This is a genomic window from Oliverpabstia sp., assembly GCF_022785585.1.
GTDB classification, from domain to species: Bacteria; Bacillota; Clostridia; order Lachnospirales; family Lachnospiraceae; genus Oliverpabstia; species Oliverpabstia intestinalis.
In genome coordinates, this window is the sequence record NZ_JALFPR010000123.1 from 1 (window position 1) to 15622 (window position 15622).

The following is a 15622-nucleotide window of genomic DNA, read 5'->3' on the forward strand; positions in this document are numbered from 1 at the left end:
AATGATGCCTCGCTGCAGTATGAACCGGAGACATCTATAGCCCTCGGATTTGGTTTCCGCTGTGGATTCCTCGGACTGCTGCATCTGGAGATCATCCAGGAACGTCTGGAGAGAGAATACAATCTGGATCTGGTGACAACAGCACCGGGTGTTATCTATAAAGTACACAAGACCAACGGTGAAGTAATGGATCTGACGAACCCGTCCAATCTGCCGGATCCGTCAACTATTGAATATATGGAAGAGCCGATGGTAAAAGCAGAGATCATGGTAACGACAGAATTCATCGGACCGATCATGGATCTTTGTCAGGAGCGGCGTGGACAGTATCAGGGAATGGAATATATGGAGACAACCAGAGCACTGCTGACGTATCATATGCCGTTGAATGAGATTATCTATGATTTCTTTGATGCATTAAAATCCCGTTCCAGAGGATATGCGTCTTTTGATTATGAGATGATCGGCTATGAGAGAAGCGAACTGGTAAAACTGGATATTCTGGTCAATAAAGAAGAAGTGGATGCACTTTCCTTTATTGTATTTGAGGGATCAGCTTATGAGCGCGGCAGAAAAATGTGCGAGAAACTGAAAGAAGAAATTCCGAGACAGTTGTTTGAGATTCCGATTCAGGCAGCGGTAGGCGGAAAAATCATTGCCAGAGAGACTGTTCGCGCAATGCGAAAAGATGTACTGGCAAAATGTTATGGTGGAGATATTTCCCGTAAGAAGAAACTTCTGGAAAAACAGAAGGAAGGAAAGAAACGAATGCGTCAGGTGGGAAATGTAGAAATCCCACAGAAAGCATTTATGAGTGTACTGAAGCTGGATGAGGATTAAAAACTATGAAACCTGCAGTAAGTATTATCGTTCCGGTTTATAATGGAGAAAAGACACTGGAACGATGCGTGGACAGTGTGTTGAAACAGGAATATAAAGATTTTGAACTGTTTCTGATCAATGACGGCAGCAGCGATAAAACCAGGGAAATCTGTGAACGGTACGCTGCTGCGGATGACAGGGTCCTGGTGATCCACAAGGAGAATTCCGGTGTGTCTGAGAGCAGAAATATGGCGATTGCTCAGGCACATGGGAAGTATCTGCAGTTTCTGGACTGTGATGACTGGATCACACCGGATGCGACGAAACTTCTGGTGAGGGCGGCAAAAGAGGAACAGGCGGATCTTGTGATTGCTGATTTCTACCGGGTGATCGGGGAGAGGCTGTCTCATAAAGGAGATATCGAAATCAATGGCGTGATGGATCAGGAAGCGTTTGTGGGCTGCATGATGGAAAAACCGGCAGATTTTTATTACGGTGTACTGTGGAACAAGCTGTACCGGCGGGATATTATCATGAAACATCACCTGCAGATGAATCCGGAGATCAGCTGGTGTGAGGATTTTATGTTTAATCTGGAGTATATCCGACATGCCAGAAGATTCTATGCATTGCATACACCGATTTATTATTATGTGAAGACGAAAGGTTCTCTGGCAAGCCAGGGAATGAATCTGTCGAAAACGATCAAGATGAAGCTGACGGTATTTACCTACTATAAGGATTTTTATAAAAATGTTCTGGATGAAGAGGAATACGAGAAAAACCGTCTGCAGGTATATCGTTTTCTGATCGATGCGGCGGGAGACGGGATGGTTGCACCGACGATTCTGCCAGGTTCTCAGAAGCTTGGGGAAGAGCGAAGCAGTCTGTACCTGGAAGCCGTAGAAGGAGAAGGAGTGTTGATGGATGAATACCGGAGCCGGAAACTTTTTGACAGGTATCTTGAACCGGTGGCAAGCCAGTTTGATCTTACTTTTCCGGAGATCCGTCTGCTTCTTTATCTCAGCCATCTGAAACAGCCGGTCAGCAGAAGAGAGTTAAGTGATTATACCAATATGACCAGAAAAAGTCTGTCGCTGCATCTGCAGAAGCTGATGGCAAAAGGGTATATCCGTATACAGGAAAGCAGAGAGAAAAAAACTCAGGATCGCAGAATCACCGTCTGGATGCTGCCGGAAGCCGCGCAGGTGGAAGAAGCACTTGTTAATGTACAGCGGGAGTACGATGAGACCTGCTACCAGAGTTTCAGTGAGGATGAACTGCTGCAATATGCATATCTGACGGAAAAAATCAAAAAGAATATGCAGAAGGTACTACAATAAATATGCAAAAAAACTGCGGCAGGATCAACGTTCTGCCTGCAGTTTTTTACGTTACAGGGAAAATTAACGAGCCAAAGTTGAGGAAGAGTAAGATGAAAAAAGAATTGGAATTATATTTACATATTCCGTTTTGTATCCGAAAATGTGAATACTGTGATTTCTTATCCGGACCTGCCGATGAGAAGAGCCGGCGGGTATATCTGGATGCCATGCTGCGGGAACTTGCAGCGGTGGGACCTCAGGCAAAAGAATATGAAGTTATATCTGTTTATATTGGCGGTGGTACGCCCTCTCTTCTTCCGGGGGACTGGATGGAGGAACTGATGGAGGTGGTAAGGGACACATATTGTCTGAAAAAAGATGCTGAGATCTCGATGGAAGCCAATCCGGGAACGCTGACAGCAATCAACCTTGCAGGATATCACAGAGCGGGAATCAACCGGCTGAGTCTTGGCTGTCAGTCTACAGACGATACGGAACTGAAACTGTTGGGACGGATTCATACCTGGGCACAGTTTCAGGAAAGTTTTCAAATGGCGAGAGAAGCGGGATTTGCCAATCTGAATGTGGATCTGATGTCCGGTCTGCCCAGACAGAATCTGACTTCCTGGGAGAAGAGTCTGGAGGTGATCGCAGGAATGGAACCGGAGCATATCTCGGCCTACAGCCTGATTATCGAAGAGGGAACCCCTTTTGCAGAGAAAAAACCGGAACTTCCTGACGAGGAGGAAGAACGGCGGATGTATGAGCGGACATGGGAGATTTTACAGTCATATGGATATCATCAGTATGAAATCTCTAATTATGCCAAAAAAGGAAAAGAATGCCGGCACAACCTGGGATACTGGACACGAAAAGAATATCTGGGATTTGGTGTGGGAAGTGCATCTCTGTTTCAAAATCAGCGGTTTACCAACCTGAGAGACATGAGGGTGTATGGGGCATTCAACGGCAATCCGGAATCGATCCGACGGGACCGGGAAACACTGACAGTAGGGGATCAGATGGAAGAAACCATGATTCTGGGCCTGAGGCTGCTTTGTGGTGTATCACGGAACGAATTCAGGAAAAATTTCGGAAGATCCGTAGAAGAAGTATACGGACCGGTGCTGGAAAAATACAGTAGGATGGGATTGTTGAAAATAGAAGGAGACAGGATCGCTCTGACAAGAGCCGGAATCAGTGTCAGCAATCCGATCATGGCAGATTTTCTGCTGGATGAATAAAGAGGCGGAAAATAAAAACGGCAGATTGACAGTGAATAAAAAATATCGTACAATTAAAAGAACATCTGTTCTGATGCATATGGAGAAACCATAGAAAATGTGCGGAGCAGGTTAAAGGGAACAGGATGTAAAGGAGCCAGATCGCTCCCGGAATCTACAGGTGTATGATTATGCGGAGCACATGGAAAACAAAAGGAGAAAAATACAATGGCAGTGCGTAAGACCGGAAAACAATATATAAAGATTCGTGGAGCCAATGAAAATAATCTGAAAAATCTGGATGTGGATATTCCGAGAGATGAATTTGTTGTTCTGACAGGATTGTCCGGATCAGGAAAAAGTTCACTGGCTTTTGATACCATCTATGCAGAAGGACAGCGGCGATATATGGAAAGTCTTTCTTCCTATGCCCGTCAGTTTCTGGGGCAGATGGAAAAACCGAACGTGGAAAGTATCGAGGGACTTTCACCGGCAATTTCTATTGATCAGAAGTCTACAAACAGAAACCCTCGTTCTACGGTGGGAACGGTGACGGAGATCTACGATTACTTTCGTCTGTTGTATGCGAGAATCGGTGTCCCGCATTGCCCGAAGTGTGGGAAGGTTATCGCAAAACAGTCGGTGGATCAGATGGTGGATCAGATCATGGAATTGCCGGAACGTACCAGGATCCAGCTGCTGGCACCGGTTGTGCGAGGAAGAAAAGGACGTCATGAAAAGGTACTGGATCAGGCAAAGCGAAGCGGTTATGTACGGGTGCAGATCGATGGCAATATGTACGAACTGTCTGAAGAGATAAAACTGGATAAGAATATCAAACATACGATTGCTGTCGTGGTGGACCGGCTTGCGGTAAAACCGGGGATAGAAAAGCGTCTGACGGATTCTGTTGAGAGTGTGCTGGCACTGGCGGACGGACTGCTGGTGGTAGATACGATGGATGGAAACTATCTGAACTTCAGCCAGAGTTTTTCCTGTCCGGACTGCGGGATCAGCATTGATGAGATTGAGCCGCGAAGTTTTTCTTTTAACAATCCGTTCGGAGCCTGTCCGGATTGTCTGGGGCTCGGATATAAGATGGAATTTGATGAGCGACTGATGATCCCGGATCCGTCGTTGTCCATCGAGGAAGGTGCGATTGCAGTACTCGGCTGGCAGTCCTGTGCAACAAAGGGAAGCTTTACCAGAGCGATTCTGGATGCGTTGTGTAAAGAATATCATTTTGATCTGTCCACGCCGTTTCAGGATTATCCGAAGGAGATCCACGATATTCTGATTCATGGAACCAATGGTCATGAAGTAAAAGTATACTACAAGGGCCAGCGCGGAGAAGGTGTGTACGATGTGGCCTTTGAAGGACTGATAAAAAATGTGGAGCGCAGATACCGGGAGACCGGTTCGGAAAGTTCCAAACAGGAATACGAGACTTTTATGCAGATCACGCCGTGCCGTACCTGCAAAGGCCAGCGTCTGAAACCGGAAGCACTGGCAGTGACAGTTGGAGAAAAAAATATTTCTCAGATCACAGAGATGTCTGTCGAGAATCTGAATCGGTTTATGAGTGAACTGGAACTTTCGAAGTCCCAGAAACTGATCGGAGAACAGGTATTAAAGGAAATCCGTGCCCGGCTTGGCTTCCTGGTAGATGTAGGACTGGATTATCTGACACTGGCTCGTGCGACAGGAACACTTTCGGGTGGGGAAGCACAGAGAATCCGTCTTGCCACACAGATCGGCTCCGGACTGGTGGGCGTAGCTTATATCCTGGATGAGCCGAGTATCGGACTGCATCAGAGAGATAACGATAAACTGTTAAAGACACTGTGCCATCTGCGCGATCTCGGTAATACATTGATTGTGGTGGAACATGACGAAGATACCATGCGTGCGGCAGACTGTATCGTGGATATCGGACCGGGAGCTGGGGAACACGGTGGACAACTGGTAGGAATCGGCACGGCAGAAGAACTGATGAAGAATGACAATTCTATTACAGGCGCTTATCTGAGTGGAAAGATTAAGATTCCGGTACCGGCCGAACGGAAAAAACCAACCGGCTGGCTGACGGTAAAAGGGGCAAAACAGAATAATCTGAAAAACATCGATGTGAAGTTTCCACTTGGTGTTTTTACCTGCGTGACCGGAGTATCCGGATCAGGAAAAAGTTCTCTGGTCAATGAGATACTGTATAAGAGCCTGGCAAAGAAACTGAACCGTGCAAGGACGATTCCGGGAGAACATAAAGAGATTCTCGGTATGGAACAGCTGGATAAAGTTATTAATATTGACCAGTCACCGATCGGAAGAACGCCGCGATCCAATCCGGCTACGTATACCGGTGTTTTTGACCAGATCAGAGATCTGTTTGCGGCAACCGCAGATGCGAAAGCCAGAGGGTATAAAAAGGGAAGATTCAGTTTTAATGTAAAAGGAGGACGGTGTGAGGCATGCAGCGGTGACGGTATCATCAAGATCGAGATGCACTTTTTGCCGGATGTTTATGTTCCTTGTGAAGTCTGCCAGGGAAAACGTTATAACCGGGAGACACTGGAAGTGAAATATAAAGGAAAAAGCATCTATGATGTGCTGAATATGACGGTGGAAGAAGCTGTGAAGTTCTTCGAAAATGTCCCGTCTATCCGAAGAAAGATCGAGACGCTTTATGATGTCGGACTCTCGTATATTCGTCTTGGACAGCCATCCACGACACTTTCCGGCGGAGAAGCGCAGCGGGTGAAGCTGGCCACGGAGTTATCGAGACGAAGTACCGGAAAGACGATCTATATTCTGGATGAGCCGACTACCGGGCTGCATTTTGCAGATGTGCACAAGCTGATAGAGATTCTGCAGCGTCTGTCAGAAGGAGGCAATACGGTTGTGGTTATCGAACATAACCTGGATGTGATCAAAACAGCGGATTATATTATTGATATCGGACCGGAAGGCGGAGACCGGGGAGGTACGGTGATTGCGAAGGGAACACCGGAAGAAATAGCAAAAAGTCCGATCTCATATACCGGAAAGTATGTCGAAAAATACCTCTAAAAAAAACTTTTCATTTCAATAGGAATTGATTATAATAAACTGAAAGCCTGTTACAGGGAACGAAAAGGGCGACCATGCAGGATTCGCCGAGGGAGAACAGGCAGTGTACAAGAAAGGGGATTATTATGGCAGCAGCAGATATTGGAATTGATCTGGGTACTTCAAGTATTCTGGTTTATACAAAAGGAAAAGGAATCGTCTTAAAAGAGCCTTCCGTAGTAGCGTATGATAAGGATGCAGACAAGGTCAAAGCCATCGGGGAGGAAGCACGTCAGATGATCGGAAGAACACCGGGAAATATCATGGCAATCCGTCCGCTGCGGCAGGGTGTGATTTCCGATTATACGATCACAGAGAAGATGCTGAAACATTTTATACAAAAAGCAATGGGAAGAAAGGCGTTTCGCAAGCCAAGGATCAGCATCTGTGTGCCAAGCGGCGTGACAGAAGTGGAACGTAAAGCTGTGGAAGAAGCTACTTACCAGGCGGGAGCGAGAGAAGTATATATCATTGAGGAACCCATTGCAGCAGCAATCGGTTCCGGTATTGATATTACCAAGCCGTTTGGCAATATGGTTGTCGATATCGGTGGAGGAACCACAGATATTGCGGTAATTTCCCTTGGGGGTGTGGTGGTTTCCGCATCTATCAAGGTAGCGGGCAATGATTTTGATGAAGCAATCATCCGCCATGTCCGAAAGGCACACAATCTGTTTATCGGAGAGCAGACTGCAGAAGCCATAAAGATGAAGATCGGAACAGTGTGCAAGCGGCCGCAGGCAGAGACGATGGAAGTGAAGGGAAGAAATGTGATCACCGGTCTTCCGAAGACTGTCACCGTTACATCAGAGGAGGTACGGGAGGCATTGCAGGAGTGCACCACAAAAATTGTGGAAGCAGTGCACAGTGTACTGGAGAAGACGCCACCGGAACTGGCTGCGGATATTGTGGATCGGGGAATTGTCCTGACCGGAGGCGGAGCACTTCTGGACGGATTTGAAGAGGTGATCAGCCAGAGAACGGGAATTAACACCATGACAGCAGAGAATCCGGCGTGTGTGGTAGCCGAAGGAACCGGACGGTATGCGGAAGTAATGGAAGAGTTAGGAAAATAAAGCATGTCACAGGATACAATCGAAGGGTATGTGGATCATATCATATTTCGAAATGAAGATAATGGATATACAGTGTTGAATCTGATTGTAAAAGGATCGGAAGTGACCTGTGTGGGGACATTTGAATATGTAGGCGAGGGGGAACTTCTTGAACTTCATGGTTTCTATGTGGAACATGCCACATATGGACAGCAGTTTAAAATGGAGTCTTATGAAACGAAACTTCCGGAAGATTCCATCGCTATGGAACGATATCTCGGCTCCGGCGCTATCAAAGGCGTGGGAGCCGCTTTAGCTGCAAGAATTGTGCGAAAGTTTAAAGACGATACTTTGCGGATCATTGATGAGGAACCGGAACGTCTTGCAGAAGTAAAGGGAATCAGTGAAAAAAAAGCCAGAGAGATCGCAGAGCAGGTGGCAGAAAAATCAGAGATGCGAAGTGCAATGATGTTTCTGCAACAATATGGTATTTCCGTCAGTCTCGGTGTGAAGATCTATGGAAAATATGGTTCCCGTGTCTATACGGTATTGAAGGAGAATCCATATCAGCTGGCAGAAGATATCCAGGGAATCGGTTTCCGGATTGCAGATGAGATTGCCGGAAGAATCGGGATCCATACCGATTCCGATTATCGGATCAGAAGTGGTCTGTTTTATACGCTGACGCTGGCAGCTCAGGACGGGCATGTTTATCTGCCGGAACGAATACTTCTGGCAAAGGCTTCGGAGCTTCTTGGAGTGGAGCCACAGCATATGGAAAAACATATTATGGATCTTGCCATTGAGCGGAAAGTGGTAATAAAAGAAATTCCGGTGGAAGGCGCAGTTAATGAAAATGGAGAACCGGAGACGGAACGGATCGTTTATGGCAGCCAGTACTATTATCTGGAACTGGATACGGCGCGACGGTTGTGTGAATTGAATATTCAATCGGAAGAAAATGAAGAAACGATTCGGAAACGGCTGGCAAACATTGAAAAGAAAAATGAGCTGGAACTGGATGAACTGCAGAGAGATGCAGTGGTTGAGGCAGTGAAAAATGGGCTTCTGATTATCACCGGAGGTCCTGGTACCGGAAAAACCACGACGATCAATGCCATTATTCAGTATTTTGAGATGGAAGGCATGGATATTTTTCTTGCGGCACCTACGGGAAGAGCGGCAAAACGAATGACGGAGACAACCGGCTATCAGGCATCTACGATTCACCGACTTCTGGAACTGTCGGGAATGATGGACGATTCATCTGCAGCAGTACATTTTGAAAGAAACGAGGAGAATCCGCTGGAGGCAGATGTGATCATTATCGATGAGATGTCGATGGTGGATATTTCCCTGATGCATGCACTGCTTCGTGCCGTACAGGTGGGAACCAGACTGATTCTTGTGGGTGATGTCAATCAGCTGCCAAGTGTGGGACCGGGAAGGGTTTTAAAAGATGTGATCGATTCCCGGTGCTTCAGGGTAGTGAAACTGAATAAAATTTTCCGACAGGCAACGGAGAGTGATATTGTCATGAATGCTCATAAGATCAACCGTGGAGAAACCGTAAAAATCGATAACAAAAGCAAAGACTTTTTCTTTTTGAAGAGGTATGATGCAGATGTGATCGTAGCCGGTATCGTATATCTGGTACAGAAAAAACTGCCACCATATGTGAAAGCAAAATCTCTGGATATTCAAGTTCTCACACCGATGCGGAAGGGGCTTCTCGGAGTGGAAAGATTAAACGAGGTTCTGCAAAAATATCTGAATCCGCAGGATGCGAAAAAGAAAGAAAAAGAAACCGGAAAAGGACTGTTTCGAGAGGGCGATAAAGTCATGCAGATCCGGAATAACTACCAGCTGGAGTGGGAAATCCGTGGGAAGTACGGTATCGCTGTGGATAAAGGAGTCGGTGTTTTCAATGGTGATATGGGTATCATAGAAGAAATCAATACCTTTGCAGAGACATTGACGGTTGTTTTTGAAGAAAACCGGTATGTGGAGTATTCTTTTAAACAGCTGGATGAACTGGAACTTGCTTATGCAGTCACAATACATAAATCTCAGGGAAGTGAATATCCGGCAGTGATTCTGCCACTTCTCGGGGGTCCAAGGATGCTGATGAGCAGAAATCTTCTGTATACGGCCGTTACAAGAGCACGTACCTGCGTGACGATCCTTGGGAGTGAAGTGACTTTTGAAGAGATGATCCGAAACAAACAGGAAAAGGAACGGTATACCAGCCTGTGTCAGCGGATCGAGGAAATGAATGAACAGTAAAAAATTATTGGACTGGCTGTATCCGAGGCGGTGTGCATTCTGTGATGAGGTGCTTGGAAGCATGGAAAAATACCTGTGTCACAGCTGCCGGCGCAGGATGCCGAAACCGATCGGGGAGCCAAATTGTAAAAAATGCGGGAAACCGCTGCTTCGGGAAGAACAGGAATACTGTTATGACTGCAACCGGCAGGAGCCATCATTTACCCGGGCAAAAGGGTTGTTCCTTTATGAAGATCCACTGAAAGAATCTCTGATGGGACTGAAATTCAGAGAACGGAAAGAATACGGCATTTTTCTCGGGAGACTGATGGGATTATACGGAGCGGATTTTATCCGACAGGTACATCCACAGGTGATCTTTCCGGTTCCCATTCACAGAAAAAAGAAAAGTGTGCGAGGCTATAATCAGGCAGAAGTCCTTGCACGGGAAATCAGCAGAGGGTTTTCCATACCCCTTCGTACCGATCTGGTACTGCGGAAAAAATCCACAAAAGCACAGAAAGAGCTGAGTAGAAAAGAGAGAAAAAAGAATATGGAACGGGCATTTGTTGTAAAAAAAGAGGCAGGAATGTATCGGGATATTCTTCTTGTAGATGATATTTACACCACAGGAAGTACAGCGAACGCAATTGCCGGAAAATTGAAGGCAGTTGGGGTGAAAAATGTTTATGTTCTGACATTGTGTATCGGTAAAGGAATTTAAAAAGTCCCTTTTAATGCACGGAAAGATATGGTAAAATAAATCATGTATGATTTTGTCCAAAAGGCATAGAAAAGAATCAGAGATAACGGAAAACAGTTGAAACGGTCAGGTGAGGACACATGCTGAAGGAAGAAAAGATTCGTCTGATGACGAAGCTGGCAAGATATGAAAGCGGAGAAGGGAAAGAAGAACTGCGGATTGCCCGGTATTATCGCAGTGATTATATCGGTCTGGCACTGTTTCGCAATTTTTTCCTGGCAAGTATCGGATATCTGGTGATTTTGTTACTTGTGGGAGCTTATTTTGCAGAATTTCTTGCTGAGCATCTACATACTCTGAATGTAACCTGGATCGGTATGATGATCGTTGGCGGATATCTGGTGACGATTGGTGTGTATTCGGTGGTTACTTACACGCTGCATACGATCCGGTACGGAAGAGCCCAAAAAGGAGCAGCCGCTTATGAACGGAGGCTCAGGGAGCTGGAAGCACTGTACGAAGAGGAATAAGAATAAACAGGAGGACAGCAGGATGGAAAATGCTTTGCTGGAATTGAAGGGAAAACTGAAAATGTTATATGCCAGTTATGGAAGCTATCTGCTGGTACTGTTTAAGTTTCTCCTGGCATTTCTTGTATTTGAAGAAATCAACAGGCTGCTGCCATATGTGGAAGGACTCGATCAGATTTTTGTGGTGTTACTTGCTTCATTGATCTGTTCTATCATGCCGTGGAATCTGATGGTGTTTTTGGGAATGGGACTGATCGTTGGTCAGTGTTATGGTATTGGCATAGAGATTGCAGGATTTGCACTGGCGCTGATCGTGATTATGGTGATTCTGTATCTGCGCTTTACACCCCAGGATGCGTTGGTATTACTTTTGACACCGGTAGCATTTTCTTTTGGTGTGCCGTGTCTGATCCCTATCGGTTACGGCCTGACCAGAACACCTTCGTCTGCAATAAGTGCAGGCTTTGGTGTGATTTTATATTATTTTATGGAACTTGTTTCTGACAATGCTTCGGTTCTGACCGGGGCAGACAAAGAAGAAAAGATACAGAATCTCCAGTTTCTTTCGGACGGACTGATGAAAAATCAGGAGATGATGGTTACGATTATTGCATTTGTTACTGTTCTGGTGATCGTCTATGTGGTACGCAGACTGGAAGTGGAATATGCCTGGCATATTGCGGTTTTTGGCGGCGGTATTGCATATATGATCATTATGGCTGCCGGAGGAATTTTTCTTGAGGCAACGATTCCGGTGGTACCACTGGTGGCAGGAACGATGGTCAGTGTGTTTGTCGGGGAGATTCTGGAATTCTTTTTCTTTCATGTGGATTATAAGCGGACAGAACGCCTGCAGTTTGAAGATGATGAATATTACTATTATGTAAAAGCAGTACCAAAGATAAAAGATATGAAAAAAAGCAGTGGACGGAAACCGGAAGAAGTACCGGTGGATTCCGCTGTTATAAGAAACCGGGAAAGGGAGTGAATCAGTGGGAAATGTTATAGAATTTATCAAATATCATCTGCGTATGACAAAGTTTTCACTGCCGTCTTCTATTAGAATTATTGATATCGTACAGATTCTGCTGATTGCGATTTTTGTATATTATCTGATGGTATGGATCAAGAATACCAGAGCGTATACACTGTTAAAAGGTGTTCTGATTGTCAGTGTTTTTCTGATTATTGCAGCTATTTTACGGATGGATACGATTTTATGGATCTGTCAACAGCTGAGTGTGGTTGCGATCACCGGCGTGCTGGTCATTTTCCAGCCGGAGCTTCGCCGTGCACTGGAGCAGCTGGGAGAAAAAAAGATGTTGTCAAATCTGATTCCTTTTGACAGCAGCAAGCAGATGGATGAGCGTATCACGGACCGGACAATCGGTGAACTGATCCATGCAGCATATGCAATGGGGGAAGTAAAGACCGGTGCGCTGATCGTTGTGGAACAGAACATTATTCTTCAGGAGTATGAGAAGACCGGAATCGCCATGGATTCGCTGATCAGCAGTCAGCTGCTGATTAATATTTTCGAACACAATACACCGCTTCATGACGGAGCTGTGATTGTGAGAAATAACCGGATCGTATCGGCAACCTGCTATCTGCCACTGTCAGATAATCTGGAACTGAATAAAAGTCTGGGAACCCGTCACCGTGCCGGTGTGGGAATCAGTGAAGTCAGTGATGCACTGACAATTATTGTTTCTGAAGAGACCGGAAAGGTTTCTTATACGTACGGCGGTAAGATTGTAATCGGTGTGACACCGGGAGCACTCAGAGAACGCCTGAACAGTATGAAGACACGCAAAGACCATAAAGAAACAACAGGTCTTGCCAGAATATGGAAAGGACGGGCAAAACATGAAGAAAAAACTGGCAAATAATCTCAGCCTGAAGATCATTTCCGTTTTGATTGCCTGCGTGATCTGGATCCTCGTTTCAGGAACAATCGATCCGGTAAGAACCAACGTACGGTATTCCGGAATAAAGGTAGAAGTGAAAAATGACGGATATATCTATGATGCCGGAAAATCCTATCAGATCGCAGATGAATATCAGACGGTAACGGTCTATGTGACCGGAAAAAAATCAGTGGTTGAGGGAAGAACGGATATTGCGGTGGAGGCGGATCTGACACAGATCGTTAATATGGATACCAATCCGGCGTATGTACCGGTTACACTGAAGTCTGTCAGCGGAATCTCCGAAGAAGATGTGACCATTATTCCGAAGACGATACCGGTAACCATCGAGGATACCGCCACGAAGGAATTCCTGATCATCGGTATGGCTACAGGAACACCGGCAAACGGTTATGTAGTAGGAGAATGCAGTACAGATCCGGAGAAGATCCAGATTCAGGGTCCGGAATCAGTGGTAAATAAAATTAAGAGCGTGGTAGCTACAGTGGAGGCAGACGGGTTGTCATCAGATGCTACGAAAAAAGCGAAAATCACACTGATCGATCAGAATGGCGAACCGATGTCGGAAGAATATCTGCAGTTTTTTAATATCAGTGATGATCATTATGTAAATGTGTCTATGAAATTATGGCGGGTAAAAGATAACGTAAAGATCAAGGCGAATTACAGCGGTACTCCGGCAAAAGGATACCAGGTGGATAAGATTACTACAACGCCGGAGACGATTTCAATCGCCGGAAGTGAAGAAGCATTAAAAAAACTGGAGGACAATGGAAATACTCTGGAGATTCCTGGTGAACTGATCAATGTGGATGGTATCAATTCCGATCTGGAAGCAAATGTAAAACTCAGCGCATTGCTCACAGAGGAAGAGGAACTGAAGATTCCGGAAGAAGTAGGACAGTCTGTAGCTGTGAAAGTCAGTATCCTTCCATATGGCAGCCGGGAATACGACCTGAAAGCAGATGCAATTCAGGTACAGGGACTGAGTTCCGATCTGAGAGTAAGTTATAATAAAGAAAAGATTTCTATCCGTGTCAAAGGAACGGAAGCAAATCTGAATGCGCTGAAGGTGGAAGATATCAAAGCGGTTATTGATCTGACGGGAAAAACAGCAGGGGAATATACACTTCCGGTTACCATAACATTGCCGGAGGGTTATGAACAGGTAGAAGAGGTACAGGCTACCGTACAGCTGAATCAGGCAGAAAAAACAAGTGAGTAGAGGAAGTTTGAGATGGTAAGTAAGAAAGTTACAATAAAGAATCCTACCGGACTGCATCTGCGTCCGGCAGGAGAATTATGTAAGACAGCGATGCAGTTTAAAGCAAAGATCACATTCTCTTTTGAAGGAGGCACTTCTAATGCAAAAAGTGTATTGAGTGTACTTGGAGCCTGTGTCAAAAGCGGAGATGAGATTGAACTGATCTGCGAGGGTGAGGACGAAGAAGAAGCACTGAAAAAAATGGTGGAAGCCATAGAAGCAGGACTGGGCGAATAAAGATGAAAACAGAAGAAAAAGTAAAATGTCCCTATGAGAAAAAATGTGGCGGTTGTAAATACCAGGGAATCCCATATGAAAAACAGTTGAAAGAAAAAGAGAAGAAAGTACGAAAACTGTTAAAGGACTATGGAAAACCGGAGCCGATCCTTGGTATGGAAGATCCCTATTATTACCGGAACAAAGTCCATGCTACTTATAAGCATATGAGAAACGGTGATATTGCAGTGGGAAGATACGAAGAAAGCAGTCACCGACTGGTTCCCATCGAATCTTGCCAGATCGAAGATCAGAAAGCCGATGAAGTGATCCAGACCATCCGCAAACTGGCAAAATCCTTTAAGATCAAGATTTTTAACGAGGACAGCGGTTACGGTCTTCTTCGCCATGTACTGATCCGTACAGGAAGAAAGACAGGGGAGATGCTGGTAGTTCTGGTAGTTGCTTCTCCGGTATTTCCTTCCAAGAATAACTTTGTGAAGGCTCTCAGAAAAGAGCATCCGGAGATCACATCCATCGTGCTCAATATCAATGACAAGAAGACCAGTATGATCCTGGGAGAACGAAATATCGTCTTATATGGAAAAGGATATATTCAGGATGAACTCTGTGGCTATACCTTCCGGATTTCACCACATTCCTTCTATCAGGTCAATCCGGTGCAGACAGAACGGTTATACAAGAAAGCGATCCGACTGGCAGACCTGAAGGGAAAAGAGAAAGTTCTGGATGCCTACTGCGGTATCGGAACCATCGGCATGATCGCTTCCAAACAGGCAAAAGAAGTGATTGGTGTGGAGTTAAACCGTGATGCGGTCAGGGATGCCATCGGCAATGCTAAGGGGAATGGTGTGAAAAACATTCGTTTTTATCAGGCAGATGCGGGAGCCTTCATGGTCTCCATGGCAGAACAGGGTGAAAAGATGGACGTAGTCTTCATGGATCCTCCGAGAGCCGGAAGCGACGAAGCATTTCTTCAGTCTGTTATAAAACTGGCACCAAAGAAAGTCGTTTATATTTCCTGCAATCCGGAAACTCTGGCAAGAGACCTTGGATATCTTACAAAGAAAAAATACAAAGTAACTAAGATCTGCCCGGTGGACATGTTCCCGTTCACAGATCACTGCGAGGTGATTACCTGTCTGCAGAGGGTGGAATCATA

The 15622-nt window shown here is 45.5% G+C and carries 12 protein-coding genes and 1 pseudogene; all 13 read left to right on the forward strand.

Annotation, left to right across the window (positions count from 1 at the left end; translation table 11 throughout):
• Positions 1-840 (forward strand): annotated as a pseudogene (locus MSA64_RS08575) (elongation factor 4); the annotation flags it as partial.
• Positions 841-845: 5 nt separating this feature from the next.
• Entirely contained in the window at positions 846-2165 is a 1320-nt protein-coding gene (locus tag MSA64_RS08580) for a glycosyltransferase (protein ID WP_287891334.1), read from the forward strand.
• A gap of 92 nt (positions 2166-2257) precedes the next feature.
• A complete protein-coding gene (gene hemW, locus MSA64_RS08585; RefSeq protein WP_277664239.1) occupies positions 2258-3391 on the forward strand; it encodes a radical SAM family heme chaperone HemW in 1134 nt (377 codons plus the stop codon).
• A 207-nt stretch (positions 3392-3598) separates the two neighbouring features.
• Positions 3599-6436 carry an excinuclease ABC subunit UvrA gene (gene uvrA, locus MSA64_RS08590; protein WP_287891335.1) on the forward strand — a complete coding sequence of 946 codons (2838 nt, stop codon included), beginning with the start codon at positions 3599-3601 and terminating at the stop codon, positions 6434-6436.
• 125 nt (positions 6437-6561) lie between these two features.
• On the forward strand, positions 6562-7551 hold the full coding sequence (locus MSA64_RS08595; RefSeq protein ID WP_106491965.1) for a rod shape-determining protein: 990 nt from the start codon (positions 6562-6564) through the stop codon (positions 7549-7551).
• A gap of 3 nt (positions 7552-7554) precedes the next feature.
• Positions 7555-9816, forward strand: a complete 2262-nt coding sequence (recD2, locus tag MSA64_RS08600) for an SF1B family DNA helicase RecD2 (RefSeq protein ID WP_227616459.1) — start codon at positions 7555-7557, stop codon at positions 9814-9816.
• Complete coding sequence (locus tag MSA64_RS08605) at positions 9806-10519, forward strand: ComF family protein (RefSeq protein WP_022172352.1); 714 nt, start codon at positions 9806-9808, stop codon at positions 10517-10519. The genes recD2 and MSA64_RS08605 overlap by 11 nt, the downstream gene beginning before the upstream one ends.
• A 119-nt stretch (positions 10520-10638) precedes the next feature.
• Entirely contained in the window at positions 10639-11028 is a 390-nt protein-coding gene (locus tag MSA64_RS08610) for a hypothetical protein (RefSeq protein ID WP_154432078.1), read from the forward strand.
• 22 nt (positions 11029-11050) lie between these two features.
• Complete coding sequence (locus tag MSA64_RS08615; RefSeq protein ID WP_173884291.1) at positions 11051-12016, forward strand: hypothetical protein; 966 nt, start codon at positions 11051-11053, stop codon at positions 12014-12016.
• Between the two features lie 43 nt (positions 12017-12059).
• Positions 12060-12920: a diadenylate cyclase CdaA gene (gene cdaA / locus MSA64_RS08620; RefSeq protein WP_154432091.1), complete on the forward strand. Its 861-nt coding sequence runs from the start codon at positions 12060-12062 to the stop codon at positions 12918-12920.
• Positions 12898-14184, forward strand: a complete 1287-nt coding sequence (locus MSA64_RS08625; RefSeq protein ID WP_154432080.1) for a CdaR family protein — start codon at positions 12898-12900, stop codon at positions 14182-14184. The genes cdaA and MSA64_RS08625 overlap by 23 nt, the downstream gene beginning before the upstream one ends.
• A gap of 12 nt (positions 14185-14196) precedes the next feature.
• Positions 14197-14460, forward strand: coding sequence for an HPr family phosphocarrier protein (locus MSA64_RS08630; RefSeq protein ID WP_022172357.1), 264 nt, complete (start codon positions 14197-14199; stop codon positions 14458-14460).
• Between the two features lie 2 nt (positions 14461-14462).
• A partial coding sequence (gene rlmD / locus MSA64_RS08635; RefSeq protein WP_287891340.1) for a 23S rRNA (uracil(1939)-C(5))-methyltransferase RlmD occupies positions 14463-15622 on the forward strand: 1160 nt, incomplete at its 3' end.